This window comes from Nitrobacter sp. (assembly GCF_051535235.1).
In the GTDB taxonomy this organism is placed as follows: domain Bacteria; phylum Pseudomonadota; class Alphaproteobacteria; order Rhizobiales; family Xanthobacteraceae; genus Nitrobacter.
The window spans coordinates 130,527-151,245 of the sequence record NZ_JBPPLZ010000006.1 but is presented as its reverse complement, the minus strand read 5'-3'; the positions used below and the strand labels follow the sequence as shown (position 1 = coordinate 151,245).

General features: G+C 62.9%; 19 protein-coding genes. 3 read left to right on the top strand and 16 right to left on the bottom strand.

Translation table 11 applies throughout. The features are described from left to right. Position 1 precedes the first annotated feature (1 nt). The gene (gene rsmH, locus ACS3WA_RS10355; RefSeq protein WP_438278441.1) at positions 2 to 1,198 is read right to left on the bottom strand and encodes a 16S rRNA (cytosine(1402)-N(4))-methyltransferase RsmH; all 1,197 of its coding nucleotides are present in this window, start codon (positions 1,196 to 1,198) and stop codon (positions 2 to 4) included. Between the two features lie 320 nt (positions 1,199 to 1,518). Here rsmH and ACS3WA_RS10350 point away from each other — a divergent pair, with 320 nt between their 5' ends. Further along, entirely contained in the window at positions 1,519 to 2,391 is an 873-nt protein-coding gene (locus ACS3WA_RS10350) for an N-acetylmuramoyl-L-alanine amidase (RefSeq protein WP_438278440.1), read from the top strand. A 322-nt stretch (positions 2,392 to 2,713) separates the two neighbouring features. On the opposite strand, the gene ACS3WA_RS10345 is transcribed toward ACS3WA_RS10350, so the two are convergent. Further along, the gene (locus tag ACS3WA_RS10345) at positions 2,714 to 3,412 is read right to left on the bottom strand and encodes a hypothetical protein (RefSeq protein ID WP_438278439.1); all 699 of its coding nucleotides are present in this window, start codon (positions 3,410 to 3,412) and stop codon (positions 2,714 to 2,716) included. A gap of 148 nt (positions 3,413 to 3,560) precedes the next feature. Here ACS3WA_RS10345 and ACS3WA_RS10340 point away from each other — a divergent pair, with 148 nt between their 5' ends. After that, complete coding sequence (locus ACS3WA_RS10340) at positions 3,561 to 3,809, top strand: CsbD family protein (RefSeq protein ID WP_292695798.1); 249 nt, start codon at positions 3,561 to 3,563, stop codon at positions 3,807 to 3,809. Positions 3,810 to 4,473: 664 nt separating this feature from the next. Beyond that, positions 4,474 to 4,905 (top strand): hypothetical protein, encoded by a 432-nt coding sequence (locus ACS3WA_RS10335; protein WP_438278438.1) that lies wholly within the window; start codon positions 4,474 to 4,476, stop codon positions 4,903 to 4,905. A gap of 61 nt (positions 4,906 to 4,966) precedes the next feature. Here the strand turns inward: ACS3WA_RS10335 and hemA are convergent, their stop codons facing one another. The 14 genes from hemA to bchF are packed head-to-tail and all read right to left on the bottom strand — an operon-like array spanning position 4,967 to position 20,512. Continuing rightward, complete coding sequence (gene hemA, locus ACS3WA_RS10330; protein WP_438278437.1) at positions 4,967 to 6,178, bottom strand: 5-aminolevulinate synthase; 1,212 nt, start codon at positions 6,176 to 6,178, stop codon at positions 4,967 to 4,969. After that, positions 6,175 to 7,188: a putative photosynthetic complex assembly protein PuhE gene (gene puhE / locus ACS3WA_RS10325; protein ID WP_438278436.1), complete on the bottom strand. Its 1,014-nt coding sequence runs from the start codon at positions 7,186 to 7,188 to the stop codon at positions 6,175 to 6,177. Before puhE ends, hemA begins: the two co-directional genes overlap by 4 nt. 12 nt (positions 7,189 to 7,200) lie before the next feature. Beyond that, entirely contained in the window at positions 7,201 to 8,265 is a 1,065-nt protein-coding gene (acsF, locus tag ACS3WA_RS10320; protein ID WP_438278435.1) for a magnesium-protoporphyrin IX monomethyl ester (oxidative) cyclase, read from the bottom strand. Further along, positions 8,262 to 8,567, bottom strand: a complete 306-nt coding sequence (locus ACS3WA_RS10315; protein WP_438274296.1) for a hypothetical protein — start codon at positions 8,565 to 8,567, stop codon at positions 8,262 to 8,264. The genes acsF and ACS3WA_RS10315 overlap by 4 nt, the downstream gene beginning before the upstream one ends. Beyond that, entirely contained in the window at positions 8,564 to 9,022 is a 459-nt protein-coding gene (puhC, locus tag ACS3WA_RS10310) for a photosynthetic complex assembly protein PuhC (RefSeq protein ID WP_438278434.1), read from the bottom strand. The genes ACS3WA_RS10315 and puhC overlap by 4 nt, the downstream gene beginning before the upstream one ends. A gap of 10 nt (positions 9,023 to 9,032) precedes the next feature. Further along, positions 9,033 to 9,683: a photosynthetic complex putative assembly protein PuhB gene (gene puhB / locus ACS3WA_RS10305; RefSeq protein ID WP_438278433.1), complete on the bottom strand. Its 651-nt coding sequence runs from the start codon at positions 9,681 to 9,683 to the stop codon at positions 9,033 to 9,035. Next, positions 9,680 to 10,456 carry a photosynthetic reaction center subunit H gene (gene puhA / locus ACS3WA_RS10300; protein WP_438278432.1) on the bottom strand — a complete coding sequence of 259 codons (777 nt, stop codon included), beginning with the start codon at positions 10,454 to 10,456 and terminating at the stop codon, positions 9,680 to 9,682. The genes puhB and puhA overlap by 4 nt, the downstream gene beginning before the upstream one ends. Before the next feature lie 18 nt (positions 10,457 to 10,474). Continuing rightward, a complete protein-coding gene (locus ACS3WA_RS10295; RefSeq protein WP_438278431.1) occupies positions 10,475 to 11,905 on the bottom strand; it encodes a BCD family MFS transporter in 1,431 nt (476 codons plus the stop codon). Then, positions 11,902 to 12,603: a magnesium protoporphyrin IX methyltransferase gene (gene bchM / locus ACS3WA_RS10290; RefSeq protein WP_438278430.1), complete on the bottom strand. Its 702-nt coding sequence runs from the start codon at positions 12,601 to 12,603 to the stop codon at positions 11,902 to 11,904. The genes ACS3WA_RS10295 and bchM overlap by 4 nt, the downstream gene beginning before the upstream one ends. Then, positions 12,603 to 13,511, bottom strand: a complete 909-nt coding sequence (gene bchL / locus ACS3WA_RS10285) for a ferredoxin:protochlorophyllide reductase (ATP-dependent) iron-sulfur ATP-binding protein (protein ID WP_438278429.1) — start codon at positions 13,509 to 13,511, stop codon at positions 12,603 to 12,605. The genes bchM and bchL overlap by 1 nt, the downstream gene beginning before the upstream one ends. After that, positions 13,508 to 17,095 carry a magnesium chelatase subunit H gene (locus ACS3WA_RS10280; protein WP_438278428.1) on the bottom strand — a complete coding sequence of 1,196 codons (3,588 nt, stop codon included), beginning with the start codon at positions 17,093 to 17,095 and terminating at the stop codon, positions 13,508 to 13,510. Before ACS3WA_RS10280 ends, bchL begins: the two co-directional genes overlap by 4 nt. Next, positions 17,070 to 18,590: a ferredoxin:protochlorophyllide reductase (ATP-dependent) subunit B gene (bchB, locus tag ACS3WA_RS10275; RefSeq protein WP_438278427.1), complete on the bottom strand. Its 1,521-nt coding sequence runs from the start codon at positions 18,588 to 18,590 to the stop codon at positions 17,070 to 17,072. Before bchB ends, ACS3WA_RS10280 begins: the two co-directional genes overlap by 26 nt. Further along, complete coding sequence (locus ACS3WA_RS10270; protein WP_438278426.1) at positions 18,591 to 19,862, bottom strand: ferredoxin:protochlorophyllide reductase (ATP-dependent) subunit N; 1,272 nt, start codon at positions 19,860 to 19,862, stop codon at positions 18,591 to 18,593. After that, a complete protein-coding gene (gene bchF, locus ACS3WA_RS10265) occupies positions 19,859 to 20,512 on the bottom strand; it encodes a 2-vinyl bacteriochlorophyllide hydratase (protein WP_438278518.1) in 654 nt (217 codons plus the stop codon). The genes ACS3WA_RS10270 and bchF overlap by 4 nt, the downstream gene beginning before the upstream one ends. Positions 20,513 to 20,719 lie beyond the last annotated feature (207 nt).

Below are 20,719 nucleotides of genomic sequence, written 5' to 3'. Positions count from 1 at the left end.
ATCAGCCTCCCCGCATCACGTTTGCGAGCGAAGGCCAGTCCGGATGCGTGTCGGCGTCGAACGCGGGCGCGGCGGTGCGTTCGGCGGCGCGCAGCTTGGCGGAACGGGCACGCGGGTTGGCGCGAACCTCGTCCTCCCCCGCCGTCACCGGACGGCGCGTCAGAATGGCAAAGCTCGGCGCGGCCCGCTCGATTTCCGGCCGGTGGCGCGAACCGCCGCCGGTCTTGCCGCGCGCGGCGAAGAAGTTCTTGACGATGCGGTCTTCCAGCGAATGAAAGGACACCACCGCGAGCCGGCCGCCCGGCTTGAGCACGCGTTCCGCCGCCGCCAGCGCCGTGATCAGTTCGTCGAGTTCCTCGTTGACGAAAATCCGCAACGCCTGGAATGTCCGCGTCGCCGGATGAATCTCGTGCGGCTTGGCGCGGACCACCTTCGAGACGATATCGGCCAGCGCCCGCGTGGTCGCGATCGGCGCGTCGCGCCGTGCGGCAACGATGGCGCGCGCCACCGCGCGCGAGCGCCGCTCCTCGCCGAAGACATAGATGATGTTGGCGAGATCGGTCTCGGAGGCGCGCGCCACCACATCGGCCGCGGTTGGCCCATGCCCGCTCATGCGCATGTCGAGTGGACCGTCGAGACGGAACGAGAAACCGCGACCGGCCTCGTCGAGTTGCATCGAGGACACCCCGACATCCATGACGATGCCGTCGACGGCGTCAGCACCCTCCGCGGCGCAGATCGCGGCAAGATTGGAAAAGCGGTCCTCGACCAGCGTCAGCCTGCCGCCGGACTCCTCGACCAGACCGAAGCCGCTGGCGATCGCGGTGCGGTCGCGGTCGATCCCGATCACGCGGGTATCGGCCGCAGCAAGGATGGCGCGGGAATAGCCCCCGCCCCCGAAGGTCGCATCGACGTAGACACCGCCCGCATGCGGCGCGAGCATGGCGACAGCCTCGCGACCGAGCACGGGCACATGACGAACCGGCGCAACCGTCATGGTCCCGCCCCCGTCCGCAGATGCATTGCTCTCGACACGCGCGCGTCCATTCCGCCCCGAACGTCTGAAAATCAACCGACCACCCCGGTCACTGCGCCGCATCGCCACGGCGGGTCCAGCCGGCTTGGCCCCCACCCGCTCCCGCGCCAGGAGATAGGCTGACAAACCCGGGCTTCCACATGGAATTTGAGGGGCTGCCATGGGGATTTCGAACGCAAATGGGACCTCGGCCGCTCCGAAACCGGCTCGGCACTTCATCACTCAGTAACGGCCGTTAGCGTTAAGAAAGAGTTGATGGTTTTGGCCGGAATCGAGTTGTCGCGCCCGATGCGCTTGCCCCTGATTCAGTCCTCCAAAGTCGGGGAAAAGGCGAAAGAGGATCAGGCTTCGATTGCCTGCCGGATCAGGCGTCCGGATAGTGATTACACTTTGAGTCGTCGACAATGGACCGCTTGAGTCGTCGACAATGGACCGCGCGCTTCACGCCGCGGGCCGTTCTCCTATCTGTTCCGGGTTGTTGCATGCTATCAGGTTCGTCCGCATACGCTTATTCCGACCCCAGACGTCGACGCCCTCTCCCGGTCCCCAAGGCTATCGCTGGAATGCCGACCTTCATCCCGGACTCATCGGTGGTCTCCGACACCGTGCCCTCCATGAACTTCGGCGACCGGGCCAAAGGACGGCAGCCGGACATGATTGTGCTGCACTATACCGGGATGCCCGACGTCGAAGGCGCGCTGGCCCGATTGTGCACCTCCGGCACCGACGTCTCCGCACATTATGTCGTGCTCGAGGACGGCCGCGTTGTGCAGTGCGTCCAGGAGGTCAAGCGGGCCTGGCACGCCGGCGTCGCCTCATGGGCCGGCGAAGAGGACATCAACTCCTGCTCGATCGGTATCGAGATCGTCAATCGCGGCCATGATTGGGGCTATCCGGACTATCCGCTCCGGCAGATCGCCGCCGTCATCGCGCTGTGCCGCGGCATCATTATTCGGCGCGACATTCCGCCCTGGCGCGTTGTCGGGCATTCCGACGTCGCGCCTTCACGCAAGAAAGATCCCGGCGAAAAATTTCCGTGGCACGCGCTGGCGGATTCCGGCGTCGGGCACTGGGTCCAGCCGGCACCGATCGTGCCGGGCGAGGTGATAAAGACCGGCAGCGAGGGCGACGACGTCCGCGCGCTTCAGCAGGCGCTGTCGCAATACGGCTACGGCATCAAGGCGAGCGGGACATTCGACAACACGACCGCGGAAGTGGTGACGGCCTTTCAGCGTCACTTCCGGCCGGAACGTGTCGACGGCGTCGCCGATCAATCGACACTGAAGACGTTGCAAACCCTGCTCGAGAGCCTGCCGGACGCGGCCGACGCGACATCACGCGAGACAAGCTCCTGAATGACGAGGGCATCCGGTTGCGGTGCGGTCGTTCGCGCCCGCTCCGGTGTCATGGCGATGGAAAAGCCGATGAGGCCGTCGTATAGTCAGTTCCGTTGTCGGTCGCACACGCCGGGTGACAACCGGCCGCTACGGGGATGATGGACGTAGCCTCTTTTGCCGGTTTCAGGCTGCGGTACCAACGCATCGGCACGCGTTTTGTCTAACCCGTGCCCGGCGTGTGATTTTCACGCAGGTCGGCCGTTTCAGAAAACGGCAGCGGCGCTCGACAAACTCGCCCCTTAAATCCGTTTGAACCCCTTCGAGGCTGTGTCCCGAAGCCCTACGTCGGCAGATCGGCGATGAATTCGGGCGCTTCAAGACCGGAATCGGCAAAGAAGGACAGGATCGCGGCCTTGGACCAATATTGCTCGATCAGCAATCTGGCGAAGCGCTCCTTCTCCCGCGCAAACCTCGTCACCAGCGTATCGATGCTGTCCGGTTTCTTTCCAAACAACTCGGCGTTCCACGGTTGCTCGTTGAAAAAGTCCTCCTCAAGCACCGCTCGTTCCGAAACATGATCGCTCGCCTCGCCGCGCCGCGCGCGCACGGCTTCCGACACCTCCGTGATCAGGGTGAAAAGCCGCGCCTGTTCAATGAGAAGATCCTGGGTCGGAAAAACATTTTCCACCAGCAGGCCCGGAACGAAATCGCGCGCCAAAGCGGTCGCAAGCTGCATCCAGGCATCCTCGGGCGATCGCGCGGCGATTTTGTAGAAGTCGAACAGCGCCATCCACCGGCCGCGCAATTCCTCGACCTGGGAGTCGTACCATCGCGACCAGACCGAGTGCTCGCCGACCGGCCCGCCTGCTTTTCTGGCCGCGTCGATCCGCGCCAGCAATCCCAGGTCGACCCGCATGGGATTGCTCAACCGTTCGGGGAGGTCAGGGGCGCTGTACTCTTCGCGATCGTGAACAAACTCGGTCGCATCCGGGTCCGGATAGGACGTCTTGTGTTTTCCGCTTCCGGTCTTCTGCATCATTCAACGTCTCCCGACATGACCATCCAGCAATCGCTTTCGCAGGCGCAGCAGCAAACCCGACCTCCTCATTCAGGGTGCGACCATTTGACCCCGGAACAAATGTGCAGGGACCGATTTCTCTTTCGCTACCATGGAGGAGGACTAAAAAATGGACTGGAATCGGATTGAAGAAAACTGGGATCAGGTCAAGTACAAGGTCAGAGATCAGTGGGGCAAGTTCACTTTCGACGACCTTTGGGAGATCGCTGGCAACAAGGAGCAACTCGAGAAAAAGCTGCAGCAGCGTTACGGGTGGGGAACAGACTTCGTAAAAAAGGAAGTCGACAACTGGTATTCGACGAAGGCTCTGACCTGGCCTGACAAGTTGAACGAACCGCCCCGCTGGATGGGGTACTGAGCATCTTCCGGCTAAGTGGAACTCCACTAGCCGGACAATGCTCTTGAGCGATGACCAGCGCGTATTCCGATCACAATCGGCTTTTGATATGCGCTGATGGCGGTTCGGCCGCGTTTTCGTGAATGTGACGCCGCCGCCCGGAAATGTAGGCAGCAGGCAGCCAGGTGCAGCGGATGCGCTGCTGTATTATCTCCGGCGGCGATCGACGACAGCACGCGCCGAACAAGAAATCGACCGACGGTGCGCCGGGGATCTGGTAGCCCCCGGCGTATCCGAGAAGAGACCCGCTTCACGACATACAGCGGTCTCCGATAGCCGGCCCTTCGCGTGTCGATGCCCGCCAAGGCAGTTTTCAACTCAGTTTGGGCGCGATCGATTATCTCTTTTCCGGACATCGCGCGGATCGATACGCAATTGCGTCGGTTCGGCGATCGTGGTCCCGCCTCCGCGAGCCTGTTGCGCGCCACCTCATGGCAGCGAACATGGCGATCTGGACGCGACCTGCATCAGCGCGTTCGGCAACCAGCGGTTCCTTCACGATCGGTCACCGTGGTTTCCCTTCCCTGGATAGCGCCGGGAAGCCGGACGATAATTGGAACCGTTATCCGTAGGAACACTCCGGCATCCGAGGCGTAGACACTCCGAAACTCTTTTGGAGAATGCCATGACCGGAGATACGCCCCTGAGCTGGCTTATGTTCTTCACCTTGGCTGCAGGCGTCATCGTCGCAGCGGGATTCTTTCTTGCCTTCCTGCGATCACGTCGCAACCGTGAGGCTGCGGCTTATGCACTCGGGGGTGACGGCACATCGCGCGGCGTCGAACCCTCCGGCGCAGGCGCAGAACTCCTCGGCCTGCTCGCCGTGGCCCTGATCGGGATGACGCTCCTGACATTCGGATACCGTTCTCATTCGGGAACGGCCGTGTCGGAAGCCACGGAACGCAACAATCAATTGTCGACCGAACGGACGGACCCGAACACGCCGAAACCCTATCAACCGCAAAATCCGTCGCCGGATAGCCGTAAGGCTCCGACCGGCTCTACGAGCGGATCGGGGCCGGACAGCGGCGGCCATCTGGAAGGCGCGCCGAAGTAACGGGTCCTTCCGCGGCTTTTAGAGACGTCGATCCGGACCTCGTCATGGGTCCGGACCGGCGTCAGGCGGCACGCGCCAACCCGACCTCAGCCCAGATCTCGGAGAGCGCCGTCACCAACGCGTCGATGTCCTCGTCGGAGTGAAGCGGCGACGGCGTGATGCGCAGGCGTTCCGTACCCCGAGCGACGGTCGGGTAATTGATCGGCTGCACATAGATGCCGTAACGATCGAGCAACGTGTCGCTGATCTGCTTGCAGAGGACGGGATCGCGCACCATCACCGGCACGATGTGGCTTGGATTGTCGAGATGCTGCACGCCCGCTTGATCCAGCCGGCGCCGCAAGGTGGCGACGCGTTCCTGGTGTCGTTCGCGCTCCTGCGAACTTGCCTTCAGATGACGGATGCTGGTCAAGGCTCCGGCGGCGACCGCCGGCGGCAATGCGCTGGAGAAGATGAATCCCGAGGCGAAGCTGCGAACGAAGTCGCAGAGGGTGTGAGAGCCTGTGATGTAGCCGCCGATAACGCCGAACGCCTTGGCGAGCGTTCCTTCGATGACGCTTAGGCGGTCAGTGAGCCGCTCGCGGTCCGATATGCCGCCGCCGCGTGGCCCGTACAGACCGACGGCATGCACCTCGTCGAGATAGGTCAGCGCACCATGTTCATCCGCGACATCGCAGATGTCTGCGATCGGCGCGATGTCGCCGTCCATCGAATAGACCGACTCGAACGCAACGAGCTTGGGCGCATCGCGATCAAGGTCAGAGAGCTTGCGTTTCAGATCGGCGACATCGTTGTGCCGAAACACCCGCGTGACGCAACGGCTTTGCTTCATGCCTTCGATCATCGAGGCGTGGTTCAGCTCGTCCGACAGGATGACGCAGCCCGGCATGCGGGAGGCCAGGGTGCTGAGCGTCGTCCAGTTCGAGACATAGCCGGAATTGAACAGCAGCGCCGCCTGCTTGCCGTGCAGTTCGGCCAGTTCCGCCTCCAGCAGAACGTGGTAGTGATTGGTGCCGGCGATGTTGCGCGTGCCGCCGGCGCCGGCGCCGCAACGATCGAGCGCTTCGTGCATCGCAGCCAGAACCTCCGGATGCTGCCCCATTCCGAGATAGTCGTTCGAGCACCACACCGTCGCTTCGCGCGGGCCGGACGGCGTGTGATGCATGGCGCGCGGGAATGAACCGGCCTTGCGCTCAAGATCGGCGAAAACACGATAGCGGCCCTCGCGGCGGAGACCATCCAATTGGCGGCGGAAATAGTCTTCGTAGTTCATGGCGATCTCCCCTCAGCTGTCCGGTTGAAACCCAATGACGCGTCCTGTTCGACAGCGCCGACATGCCCCGACACGATCTGGACAGCGCCGGCAGCCTTGCTTTCGCGATAGGCCTGACGAAACTGGTCTTCCAGGCGTTGCCTTTCGAGAAAAGCGGCACTTTTCGCAGCCGGCCGTTCAGGCGCCGCACCGCCGCCGCCGGGAATGACCGCGAGAACCGGCCGTGCCGGCGGCTCCGGAACATTCGCGACCGGCTTCTGCGAGCGGACACTCCAGCGCCAGAGGTCGACCACCGGCATCGGAAGGACCATGAACCAGTGTTCGAGCGCTCCCAGCGCAACGAGCGCTGCCAACAGCGCGTAGCACAGCGCCTCGAAATCCGATCCCGCATCGTTAGCAGCGACGGCGAGCCACGCCGCGGCCGCGGTCGCGAGCGTCACCGAGAGCGGAAACAGCGCATTGATCGGCTTGCGCGCAAAATAGCTCCGAAGAAAATTCACCTGCGCCGGCATCAGTTCGTCGTTGAGCGTGCGCACGCCGAGAAACAGATTGATCTTGGCGCTTTGCCGCAACAACAGCATCGCCGCAAATGTCCACCAACCAAGCTGATTGGGCGCGCCTGAGGTCACAAGGAAGACAAGGCTTGCCGTCGCGATCAGGGCAAACTCATGATAGGCGGTCGCCTGCAGCGCAAACCACACGCGATCGACCGTGGAGCAATCGCGTGGGCAGGCTTCAGGCCGCGGGCCGGTGATCCAGCCCGCCAGCAGCGATATCTCGACGGCGCCCCACAGCAGGATAGCGCAGGTGAAGACGCAATAGGCGCCTGTGGCGCTCGTTATCTGACTGCTGGCGGTGAGTCCCGCGAGCGAGGCCACGAACAGAACTGCCGTCCCCGCTTTCAGGACTGCCCCGTGCCGCAACGACAGCCCGACCAGCAGCAGCACCGTGCCTGTCGAAAACCACCAAACGAAGAGAACGTAAGGAATTGCGATTGCAAGTGCGCCCATGACAGGCTCCCATCACCAAGCAGGTTGAAGCCTGATCTCGCGCGGCAACTCGTTGCTTTTGGCCGGCAGCATGAACAGCCGGAAGAAGGCAGCGGCTGCCGCGAGCGGCAGGACGACGCGCCTGAAGCGCGCAGCCAGTCCGCTGCGCGCTTTTGCGTCGGCGATCGCTTCCGCATTCTTCCGCAGCCGTTCAAGGCCGGCCAGGAAGCGCGGGTCATCGATATCGAGCAGCACAGGAAACACCTGTCGCGAGATTTCCGAGGTGATCCTGAACACCCGCATGTCGTAGTCCGTCGAACTTACGCCAAGCGCCGCATGGAAGGCCGGCCGCATGTGATCGCGCACATACATGGTGGCGAACACTGCGAGCAGGAAGAACTTGATCCAGAGCTTGTTGTAACCCCTGAGCAGGCTGGGATCGGCGCGCATCAGCAGCGCAAAGGCTTCGCCATGGCGGAACTCGTCGTTGCACCATCTCTCGAACCAGCGAAAGATCGGATGAAACTGCCGGTCCGGATTGCGTTCCATCTCCCGGTAGATCGTGATGTATCGCGCGTAGCCGATCTTCTCCGACAGATAGGTCGCATAGAAGATGAACTTCGGTTTGAAATAGGTGTATTTCTTGACCTTGGTCAGAAAGCCGAGGTCAACCCCGATGCCGTGATCCTTCAGGATCTCGTTAATGAAACCGGCATGACGCGCCTCGTCGCGACTCATATAGGTGAACAGTTCGCGAATATCCGGGTTCTTGATGCGCTTCTTGATCTCGGCATAGAGCACGCAGCCCGAAAATTCCGCCGTTAGCGAGCTGACCAGAAAGTCCTTGAACTCCTTGCGCAGATCGTCCGGAAGCTCGTCGAACCCCTTCTCGAACTCCGTGGTCTTGACGAAATGCTTGCGATTGAAGTCAGCACGCAGATCGGAGATCACGGCGTCCCATTCACGCCGTACGAGATCGACGTTGAGCCGGTCCATGGCGTCGAAATCGGTCGTGTAGAAGCGCGGGCTGAGGATGGTGTCCTCGCTCGCCATGTCGGTGCTCGACGATGTCCGGGTCCCGCCTTCGATCGCAATCATGATGCCCTCCCGTCCGAGAAGCTGACTTCGTAGAGTTCAGTGAGTTCGAGATAGCCGGCGACGTATGTCATGAAGCGCTTGAGCGCGCCGGCGCGCACGACCGTGGCGGTGCGACGCAATTGGACGCAGTCACCGAATGCGACCCGGACCGGCGCACCCTGAATGGTGACCTGGTCGCCGGGGCGTATATCGACATCGCCGTCGAGACTGACATGAGCATGCAGACTCTCGCCGGTCTGCTCGATTTCAATCGTGCATTCGACATCGAAGCGACGGGGTTCCACTCTCCGGAGCAGGGTCATGGCCTGTTACCTCGCATGGCGATCACGTGTTGGAAGGCCTGCATGTTGACAGCGCCGAACGCCGCAAGATCGACGCGGCGACCTGTGGCAGGATCCTCGATGGTGGAATGCCCATCCGACCACTTGGCGATGACGAAGGCCGGCCCTGCGTCCACACCGTAGCGCTGGCGGTCGAAGGCGAGACTGCGCAGCACGGTGCGGACGAAGCCGTCGGTTCCTGCCGGTACGACCCCGACGACCGCGCCGCTCCGGGGCGCAATCACCGCAACGCCGCCATCGGCGCGATCCTCGAACCGGACCGACATGCTCTGCACCGTCTTTGCATAGTCGGCTCGGACCGCGCCGATGCCCGTTAATCGACTAACGCTCGCGAGGACAAGCGAGAATCCGATCAGCGCGGCTGCTCCAAGGATCGCCCCGCGGGGAACCATTCTTTCGGCACGGGCTGCGCTCATCGTCTCCTCCTTACGCCGCAGTCGCGACAACAGAGCCAACCTCTGCCGGCTGCGGCACCGGCATTGCGGTAACGACCGGCTCAGGCGCCGGCGAGGACGCGGTTGTCAGTGCCTTTGTCAGAAGATCGGCGACGTTGCGCGCGTCCGGCACGCAGCGAAGCATGGGCTCGACCTTCGTCAGCCGCCAGGGTCGCACATGCGGCCACAGCAACAGAAACGCCAATCGTTTTTCGCTGATGACGGCAATGGGCAGATCGCCGGTACCGTCGGCGTATTCCTTCACCGCAGCGCTCGCGATCTGCTTGAAGGGGATGTTGAGCGTCATCGGCAGCACTGCACCGAATTGCAGCAACAAACGCCGGTTGGTCACGCTGTACCGGGTCGTGCGGCTATAGAGCAACGCCAGTCCGCAAAGCAGGACCAGCCCGACCGCGAGCGGAATGGCCAATTGCGACCCGGCCATCGCGGCATCGAACCATGACCTGCCGTCGGAGACGTCAATCACGACCCGTGCCGCAGACAGCAGCGCGAAGTAGATCGCGACCAGCCGGACGTGAAACACCCGGACCGCCAGAGCACGCGCATCCGGCCGGCCCTGCCAGAGCAGGTTCTCGTCACGAGGCATATCGAGATCCTCGAACTGGCCCACCCGGATACTCACAGCAGCGGCTCCTGGCGAGCAGCGATGGCGTACAGATTGCCACCGCCGAAATAACCGACGATCCTGTCCTCTTCGCGCTTGGTCACCTGATCGGGGTTGGCAAGCACCGGCGCATCCGCGAATTGCCGGCCAAGGATGGATTGAACCAGGACGCTGCCCTCGCCCCAGCGCATCTTGATGCGCGCCATGGTCATGGGCACCAGAACGTTGCGGTCGGCTGCTCCCGTCACCTCGACCTCGAGGTAGCGGATCAGCATTTCGGCGCGGTCGACCCACACATCCCGGACTATGCCGCCGATCTCGCCATCGGCGCCGATCACTGGCATTCCACGCGGATCGGGATCGCGCTGCTCGACCACGATCGTGGGCTCGACGCGCAGCGGCACGATCGCCGGAACGTTATCCATCGAGAGTTCGGGGACGTCTTCGCGATCGGCATAGGAGGCAGGGCCGACGCCGTCGAGCATTGGATTACCCGTCGGCACATAGGGCGAACCCGGCCAGGGCGCCATCGGCGTCACCGGCGCATCGCGGCGATCGTTCTTCCAACTCGGCACGGTTGCGGTGTGACCGTTACGAAGCAGATACTTCTTGAGGCCGGGAAAAGAGGGGAAGCCGACGCCACTGCGGCGGCCATCATCCTCATATTGCAGCGGATAGCCTTCGCGCTTGTCCTCACGCCGCAGATAGAAGATCAGGCAGCCGAAGAAAATCCAGAATGCGTACAGTGTAACCTGCGCGACATCCACATAACCGGTGAGATCTGAGTGCATGACGTCCTCCCGAATGAATTAGCCTGGAAACTCCGCAATGCCGAACTCGGACTTTTGCTGTGGCGCAGGATGCCGCGACCGCACCAAGGGCCCGATCACGGCGAGCGTTGCGAACAGAAGTGCGATCTCGATTTGATAGACGATGCTGTAGCCGGTCGCGGGATTGGCGAGCGTCACGCCAAAATGTCCTTCCCCCGCAAGCGCCGACATCACGTCACGAATGGCGCCACCGCCGGCGATCGCCGTTCCCGCCGCTGTCGCCTGCACGGCGCCCCAGGTGCCGAGCGCAAGTCCGCTCGCACCATCCCGCGCCAGAGCCATGGCGGCCGTCAGCGTGCCGACGGCAAACAGTCCGCCGCCAAAGCCGATCAGCGTCGTGCCGATCCGGAACAGCAAGGGCGACATCATCGGTGCAGAAAAGATCACGGAAGAGAATGCAATCAGGCCGACCAACGCGCCGATGGCGGCGATCCGATACGGATCCGATCCATTGCCGAGGCGCCGCGCCGAGATGGCAAAGCCGGTCAGCGTGCCAGCGGCGAACAACGCGGTAAGCCCGGTGGTCTCGCCGACGGTGAGATGCAATATCTCGGCGCCATAGGGCTCGAGCAGGATGTCCTGCATGGTGAAGCCGGCGGTTCCGAGAGCGACCGCCAGAAGCACGCGAGGCGAGCCGCCTGCTTCCCGGAATTTCTGCCAGGACTCCTGGAAGCTCGGCCGCTCGATTGCCGCCGAAGTCCGTGACGGATCGCGTGCCTCCTGCTTCCACAACGCGATGATGTTGAGCGCCATCTCGGTCAAGGCTGCGCCCTGGACCACCTGGATCAGCCGCATCTCGCTGAAGTTGGCCAGAAGCGCACCGAAGAGAAGCGCACTTGCCATCATGCCCAGCATGAGCATGACATAAAGGAAGGCCACCACGCGCGGACGCGAACGCTCAGGCGCGAGGTCGGTCGCGAGAGAAAGTCCGGCCGTCTGCGTGGTGTGCAAGCCGGCGCCCACCAGCAGGAACGCGATCGCCGCCCCGATCCGTCCTGCGATAACCTGCCCCGGCGCGTCGCCCGACAGTACCAGCAACGCGAAGGGCATGATCGCAAGGCCGCCGAACTGTAACAGCGTGCCCATCCAGATGTAGGGCACACGACGCCAGCCGAGCACTGAGCGATGATGATCCGATCGGAAGCCGATCAGCACGCGCAGCGGTGCGAAAACCAGCGGCATCGCGACCATCAGGGCCACCAGCCAGCTCGGCACGCCAAGCTCGACGATCATCACACGGTTCAGCGTGCCGTTCAAAAGCACCACGGATATGCCGACCGACACCTGGAACAGAGACAGACGCATCAACCGCGGCAACGGAAGCTCGGTCGTCGCCGCGTCTGCAAAGGGCAGGAATCGCGACCCCAGTCGCATCCAGCCTTGTGCAAGCGATGGTACGGCCCTGCTCATCGTCGCAACAGCTCCAATGCGTGGGACTTGTAGAAGCCGCTGGTGACGCGGCGGCTTCTCCCGAACAACCAATCATCGAGATCCGGATGTTCGGTGATCAGCTTCTTGAGATATCGCTCGCTGACCGGCTCGATCGCAGGTGCGCGGTTCTCGCGGGGAAACGCGCGTCCGACCATGTGCATGAACGTCAGTGCCGGGGTCCTCGGCGCAAAGGTTACTAGCAGCGAGTGCATCGTGCGCGTCGCAAGGCCTGCGAAAATCCGCACCATGTCATCCGGGCGATAATGGATGACCGAGTCCATCGCGACGACGAAATCAAACTTGCCGAGGCTCGGATCCAGCATGTCGCCGGCGACGAAGCGGATGGCATTGGGACTGATGTCGGCGGGAAGCCTGCCGCTCGCGATCTGGATCAGACTCGGCGAGATGTCGACGGCGACGACATTCGCGCCCCGACGCGCGGCATCGATCGACAGCGCGCCGGTTCCGCAGCCGGCATCGAGCAGGCGCGCGCCGCTCATATCTTCCGGCAGCCAGGACAAGAGTGTCTGCCGCATCTCGTCACGGCCAGCGCGGACCGTGGCGCGGATGCGTCCGACCGGCGCCTCCGAGGTCAGCCGAGTCCAGGCCGCGACCGCGGTACGATCGAAATAGGTCTCCAGTTCGCTACGCCGCTCGAGATAATGCATGGTGGTCATCAGTCGAACCCCAACAGGTCAAAGATGTCGCGATCTTTCAGCGGGACGGCGTTCAGTGGCTCGGCTCCTGCCAGCAAGGAGGCAGCAAGCCGTAGATACTCGTTCTGCACGGCGTCGACCTCCGGGGACGGCTCCATCTCGAACAACGTCGATTTCTTCAGGCGGCTCTTGCGGACGACATCAAGATCGGGAAAGTGCGCGATCGTCTTCAGCCCAGTCTTTTCGTTGAACTTGTCGACCTGGTCGGTGCCGTCGCTACGGTTGACAATGACGCCGCCGAGCCGGACCGGATAATTGCGTGACTTGGCCTGGATCGCAGCCACGATCCGGTTCATCGCGAAGATCGAATCAAAATCGTTCGCCGCGACGATCAGCGCGCGATCAGCATGCTGCAGAGGCGACGCAAACCCGCCGCAAACGACATCGCCGAGCACGTCGAAGATCACGATGTCGGTGTCCTCGAGGAGGTGATGCTCCTTCAGGAGCTTGACGGTCTGGCCGACGACGTAGCCGCCGCAGCCCGTCCCCGCCGGTGGCCCGCCGGCCTCGACGCACATCACGCCGTTGTAACCGCGATAAACAAAATCGTCGGGGCGCAACTCCTCGGCGTGGAAATTCACCTGCTCGAGGACGTCGATTACGGTCGGCACCAGTCGTTTGGTCAGCGTGAAGGTCGAGTCGTGCTTGGGGTCGCAGCCGATCTGAAGCACGCGCTTGCCAAGCTTGGAGAAGGCAACCGACAGGTTCGACGAGGTCGTACTCTTGCCGATGCCGCCCTTGCCGTAGACCGAAAATACCTTCGCCGTCCCGATGGCCAGGTTGGGATCCATCTGAACCTGCACGCTGCCGGCGCCGTCGGGGCGACGGATCGGCGCGGTTGCAACAGGCTGCCGGACTGGAATATTCATGCTGCTACTCCCACGCCTTCGAGGCGATCTTCGAACTGCTCTCCGGCCTTGCGCAGGACTTCGAGCATGGCCTGGTCGGGTGACCAGTAATTTCGTTCATGTGCTTCGATCAGGCGGTTCGCGATCTTGGCCGAAGCCGCAGGATTCAACGCGAGGAGGCGCTCGCGCATCGCTTCATCCAGCACGTAAGTCGTGGTGATCTGCTGGTAGACCCAGGGTGCGACCTGTCCCGTGGTGGCGGACCAGCCTACGGTGTTGGTGACATGCGATTCGATCTGGCGGACGCCCTCGTAGCCGTGCGCGAGCAGCGCCTCGTACCATTTCGGATTGAGCGTCCGCGTGCGCGTCTCCAGCGCGATCTGTTCGGAGAGTGTGCGAACGGTGCCCTCCCCCCTGGTCTGGTCACCGATATAGACCGGCGCCGCTTCACCGCGCGCGCGCTTCACCGCGCGGCTGATGCCTCCGAGCGTATCGAAGTAGTGGTCGACGGTCGTGACACCGAGTTCGATGGAATCGATGTTCTGGTAGGCGGCATCGACGCCGGCCAGGACGTGGCCCAGCAGTGCATCGCGGCGAACCGGGCGGCCGTCCGTGCCATAGGCAAAGCCTTTGCGCCGCGTATAGGCCTCGGCGAGTTCCTGCTCGTCGGTCCAGGCGCCGCAATCGATAAGATGATTGACGTTGGCGCCATAGGCACCCTCGGCGTTGCCGAAGACACGCAGTGCGGCTTCTCTGAGATCGCCACCCTGCTTGGCCTGATAATCAAGCGCATGCTTGCGAACGAAATTCTGTTCGATGGGTTCGTTCGCCTCGGCAGCGAGCAATGCCGCCTCGGCCAGCAACTTCGTCTGCAACGGCATCAGGTCCCGGAAGATGCCCGACAGGGTCATGACGACGTCGATACGCGGCCGGCCCAGTTGCTCCAGCGGAATCAATTGCGCTCCGGCAAGCCGGCCATAGCTGTCGTGGCGGGGCTCGGCGCCAAGCAGCCACAGCGCCTGCGCGATCGGCGCCCCTTCGGTCTTGAGATTGTCGGTACCCCATAACACCAGCGCGACGGTTTCCGGCACTGCTCCCGCTTCCCCGGCATGACGTGCGAGCAGGCGCTCGACCTGCCGTGCCCCGTCCAGCACCGCAAATGCACTCGGGATGCGGAACGGATCGAAACCGTGCAAATTGCGCCCCGTCGGCAGCACATCGACGTTGCGTAGAAGGTCTCCGCCGGCCACCGGATGGATATATCCACCGTCGAGTGCGTGGATGAGGGCGGGCGTTTCGTGATCCTCGGCCAGTATCCTGTCGAGCGAAGTCCGCCGCTCGTTATCGGTGACGCCCGCGGCGTCCAGCATGTCCGCGCGCTCCGTCTCCGAGGGCGGCGCTCCGACCACATGCAGTCCGTGCGGTATCAGGGAGTATTCGAGCTCGATCACAGCGTTGGCGAGTTCCGAAACACGCTTGACCGCAGTTTGTCCCCAGAGGGGCTCCGCCTCGGCAAGATCGACCGCGGCGGCCTGAGCCTGGATGAGCGCGAGTGCGTCGGCGCGTTCGCTATCCCTTGCCTCCGGCGCCATCGCGCGCCAGCTATCGAGCGAGGCCTTCAGATCGGCGAGCCCTTTATACAGACCCGCTTTCGCAATCGCCGGCGTCAGGTAGCTGATGAGCGTTGCCGAACCACGGCGCTTGGCAAGCGTCCCTTCCGAGGGGTTGTTGGAGGCATAGAGATAGAAATTCGGCAGGTCACCGATCAGACGATCGGGCCAACAATCGCCGGAAAGGCCGACCTGCTTGCCGGGCATGAATTCGAGGGCACCATGGGTGCCAAAATGCAGGACCGCGTTCGCGCCAAAATCCTCCCGAATCCAGCGATAGAAGGCCGCGAACGCATGGGTGGGCGCAAAGCCGCGCTCGAACAGCAGCCGCATCGGATCCCCTTCGTAACCGAAGGCCGGTTGCAGGCCGACAAAGAGATTGCCGAACCGTTCTCCGAGCACCAGCAGATGACTGCCATCGGTCTGATGCCTGCCCGGTGCGGCGCCCCACTGCGTTTCGATTTCCGGCAGCCATCGCTCGCGGCGCACATAATCGTCGACTGGAATGCGCGCGGAGACGTTCGCGTCGGTTCCGAACCGCTGTGCATTCCCCTTCAAGACGCGGGCGCGAAGTTCATCCACTGTGGCCGGGACATCGACCACGTACCCGGCTGCCTTGAGTGCAGTCATTGTATTATGCAGCGACTGGAACACCGAGAGATAGGCGGCCGTCCCGGCACTGCCGCCGTTCGGCGGGAAGTTGAACAGCACGACCGCCAGCTTGCGCTCGGCGCGCGCACTCCTGCGGAGCGCCACCAGCCGGGCCACCCGTGCCGCCAGCATGGCCGCCCGCTCCGGCACCACGACCATGTCGCGGCCGACATCGACGATGGAAGATCGTCCCCCGAAGGTCATCGGCGCGATCGCGCCATCGAGCTCCGGAATCGCCACCATCATCGTAGCTTCAACAGGCGTCAGTCCGCGAGAATCCTCGCGCCATTGCTCGACGGTCTGGAATTCGAGCGGATGCGCGGCGATATAGGGAACATCAAGCCGCGCCAGCATGGTCTCGGCGGCATGGACGTCGTTGTAGGCGGGACCGCCGACAAGTGAAAAGCCGGTCAGGGACAACACAGCGTCCACCGTCGCCACGCCGTCCCGGATGAAGTACTCCTCGATCGCCGGGCGGGAATCGAGGCCGCTGGCGAAGGCAGTTATGACGCTCAGTCCCTTTGCCTCGAGCGCGTCCAGCACTCCGTCATAATGTGCGGTATTGCCGGCGAGCAGATAGGATCGCATCACCAGGACGCCAACCTGTCCCGTGGCGTGGGGCGACGCCGGCAACTCTTCGATGCGCGTCACAATCCTGTTCGCGAGCTTGTGGTGATAGAGCCCAAGGTCCGGATAGACGATAGGGTCCGCGCCCTGGACCTTTCCGCGCAAGGACGAACGGGCCCCATCGGCATACCGACCGATCAAAAATTTCACCAGGCTGACGAAATTCTGTTCCGATCCTGCAAGCCAATATTGCAGTGTCAGGAAATAGGCGCGCAAATCCTGCGCCGTACCCGGGATGAAGCGGAGCAGCCGCGGCATCTGCCGCAGCATCTTCATCTGGCTCGCGCCACTGGAATTGCCCGTGCGGCTGACGCGCAGCCGCTTCAGCAAAGATATCATGCCGCCGCTGGAGCCCGACATCGTCAGGCGGCCGAGCCGGGTCAATCGCACCACCTCGCCGGCCGACAGGCAGCCGATCATGGCGTCGCAATGCTCGCGGCGGGCGGCGAGCGCGGGCAGGACCGCCTGAATATGCTCGTCCAGAAACAGCATCGTTGCGATGACGATGTCGCCGTGCGCGATGTCCTCCCGGCATTGCTCCAGCGACGCCGGATTGCAGTTCCATTCGTCGGCTGCGTGGATCGCAAGATCGAGCCCGGGCAATTCGGCACCCAGGGTCGCCCGCGCGCGCGACGCCGCGGACGCCAGATGGCTGTCCATCGTCACGATGACGACCCGGATGGGTGTCCTGTCAGCGGCCGAAATGCGCTTTGGCATCGTACAAGGTCTCGATTGTGATCAAGCCGACATTGCGCTCCTGCGCGAAGCGCTCCGTGTTGCGGCGTGCCTTGCCGCGCACGAAGAAAGGAATCTTGTGAAGCTCTTGCTCCGCCTCGGCCGACCAAGCGGCACCCGCAAGTGCCTGCGGCAACTCGATCGGGCCGCCGAGATGCGACGGAGCTGTGTCGTTGAATTCTGCGTCGTCGCGGAACATTCCAAGCAGATGCTCTTCGAGGCCCATCATCAGCGGATGAACCCAGGTGTCGAAGATCACGTTGGCGCCTTCGAAGCCCATCTGGGGTGAGTAGCGCGCCGGAAAATCCTGAACATGCGTCGGCGCGGAAATGACGGCGCAGGGAATACCGAGCCTCTTGGCGATATGGCGCTCCATCTGAGTGCCGAGCACCAGTTCGGGCTGCAGCTCGGCAACCTTCGCTTCGACCTCGAGATAGTCATCGGTAATGAGCGCCTCGATGCCGTAGGAGGCTGCCGCCTCGCGAACGTCGCGGGCGAATTCGCGGCTGTAGCTGCCGAGGCCGACGAGCTTGAAGCCAAGCTCCTTCGTCGCGACCCGTGCCGCGGCGATGGCATGCGTGGCATCCCCGAACACGAAGACGCGCTTGTCGGTAAGGTAGGTCGAATCGACCGAGCGCGCGTACCACGACGAACGCTGCTCCGCGCCCACCTGAGCCAATGCCGGGTCGATGCCGGCGAGCTTCGCCACTTCTTCAATGAATTGCCGTGTCGCAGCCGCGCCGATCGGCACGGTTCTGGTGTAGGGCTGGTTGAAATTCCGCTGCAACCACTGCGCCGTCGTCAGCGCAATTTCGGGATACAGCACGACGTTGAAATCGGCCTCGGGAAGGCGCGCGATATCGGCGGGCGTCGCATTCCATGGCGCGACAACATTGATGTCGATACCCAAATCCACAATCAACTTGGTCACTTCCGCGAGATCATCGCGGTGACGGAACCCCAGTGCCGTCGGACCAAGCAGATTGCAGACTGCGCGTACACTCTTTGCTCGCGGGTCAGAGGGATCTTCCCGGAGAGGATTGGCAAGCGTACGCACAATTCGATAAAGCGTCTCCGATGCCCCCCAGTTCTCCTTGCGCTGGTACGAGGGCAATTCCAGCGGCACGATCGGAATCGGCAGGTCCAGCGCTTGCGCCAGACCGGCGGGATCATCCTGGATCAGTTCTGCAGTGCAGGACGCGCCCACGAGCATCGCGTCCGGTGTGAAGCGCGCATAGGCCTCGCGCATGGCCGTCTGCAGCAAATCAGCGGTGTCGCCGCCGAGATCACGAGCCTGGAAAGTCGTGTAGGTGACGGGCGGACGGCGGTCACGTCGCTCGATCATGGTGAAGAGCAGGTCGGCGTAGGTGTCCCCCTGCGGCGCGTGCAGGACATAATGGACCCCACGCATGGCGGTGGCGATCCGCATCGCGCCGACGTGGGGAGGTCCTTCATATGTCCAGACCGTGAGCTGCATCTAAGCCACCAACCTTGCCCGGCGGATCAAGGAACGCGCGAACAGCTCAGCGAGATCACCTGCCTGCTCGTAGCCCTGGATCGGCGTGAAGATGAGTTCGATGGACCACTTCGTGGCGATGCCCTCGGCCTCCAGCGGATTGGCCAGACCGAGACCGCAGACAACGAGGTCGGGAGCCGCCTCGCGGCAGCGGTCGAGTTGACGGTCGACATCCTGCCCTTCGCTAAGACGGACGCCTGCGGGAAGCAGTGCGAGTTCGTCCGCAAGGTGATCGCGATGCAGGTAGGGCGTACCGATTTCGACGATATCCATGCCAAGCTCACGCGCCAGAAAGCGCGCGACGGGAATCTCGATCTGCGAGTCCGGGAAAAGGAAGATGCGCTTGCCCGCGAGCTGCGACCTGTAGCGGCCGACCGCGCGATCGGCCCGTGCGCAGAGCGGAGCGGTCACAGCATCCAAATGCCTGGCGCGGACACCGAATTGCGCGGCGGCGGCGCGAAGCCACGCTGTCGTGCCTTCGCTTCCGAGCGGGAACGGCGCCGCAATTCGCCGACAGCCGCGCTCCTCCAGCGCCTGCGCGGTTTCGCGCAGGAACGGTTGAGCCAGCAAGTAAAACGTGTTCGGTCCCACGGCCGGCAGCTCGGACGAACGTCGCGGCGGCAGAAACGAGACGGAGGGGATTCCAAGCTCGACGAACAGCCGGCGGAACTGATCCTCCACAACGTCGGCCAGCGCCCCGACGACCAACAGCGACGGCGGAGACTTCGAATTGGCCTCGGGCAAAACCGGCACGAGAGAGGCAAGGCAGGCGTCCTCGCCCTGGGTAAAAGTCGTCTCGATCCCGCTGCCGGAATAATTGAGCACGCGCACAGCCGGCATAAACCGCTGCGAGAGCCGCAGGGCAGCGCGCGACAAATCGAGCTTGATCACTTCCGACGGGCAGGAGCCGACCAGAAACAGTAGCTTGATGTCGGGGCGACGCGCCAGCAATTGCGCAACGATACGGTCGAGTTCGTCGTTGGCATCGACGAGGCCGGCAAGATCGCGCTCCTCCATGATCGCCGTGGCAAACCGCGGCTCGGCGAAGATCATCACACCAGCCGCCGACTGAATCAGGTGGGCGCAGGTTCTCGAGCCGACGACCAGGAAAAACGCGTCCTGGATCTTGCGATGCAGCCAGACAATCCCGGTGAGCCCGCAAAATACTTCCCGCTGGCCACGTTCGCGCAGGACATTGTCACCGAAGGAACAGGGCTGGGCGCGGGTGTTCATGTGGCCTCCTCGACGGCGAATTGTGCCGTCAGTCGTCCGGCCTGATCCTGCAGGCGCGCGGCGCGAAACTTGAGGAGGAACTGGGTGGCGTTGATCGCATAGGAGACATAGGCCGCAAGCGCCAGCATCATCTGCTGCTGCGGACTGCCGATGCCGCCGATGATCGCGGCGAGATAGGCTGTGTGCAGGGCCAGCACCAGCATGCTGAACACGTCTTCCCAGAAGAAGGCGCGCGCAAAAAGGTAGTGACCGAACACGACGCGCTCCCAGATCGAGCCCGTGATCATGATCGCGTAGAGCAGCAGCGTCTTGATTACGACGGAGCCGGTGGCGATCCAGAATCCCTCGCCGGTTGCGAGATAGCGCAGCACCAGACCGAGACTGATCGCGAACGCAAGAAACTGGATGGGTGCCAGGATGCCTTGCACCAGCGTCCACGACGTCTCATCGCGGCGGCGCTTCTCTTCGGCTGAATAAAGCGGACGGGGCGCACGTTTCGCCGGCCGCGACCGCGGCTCGCCAAGAGAAGCGGGGCTTTGGCGATGCTCGGGATCGGTCGAAAATGTGAACTTACCATCACAGCAATAGTAAAGTTTGTTTGACAATCCGTTGGACGAGTGATGCGATGGCGTGGGACCAGGCAGCACCATCAGATCATCAGGGCCGGCAGTATCGGCTTGCGATCGATTGGCCCTCGGATGTTGCATCGCTTGACCCCTGAAGTGCGAGTCCGATGCGTAGAAGGTAGCTCCCCCCACGAAGAGTGTCAATAAAAACTTACGTCAATACTTCTTGACGATCCGACCGACTTCCGTTCAAATGTTCAGGGAGGCATTCGATGACCGATCTCAATGAAA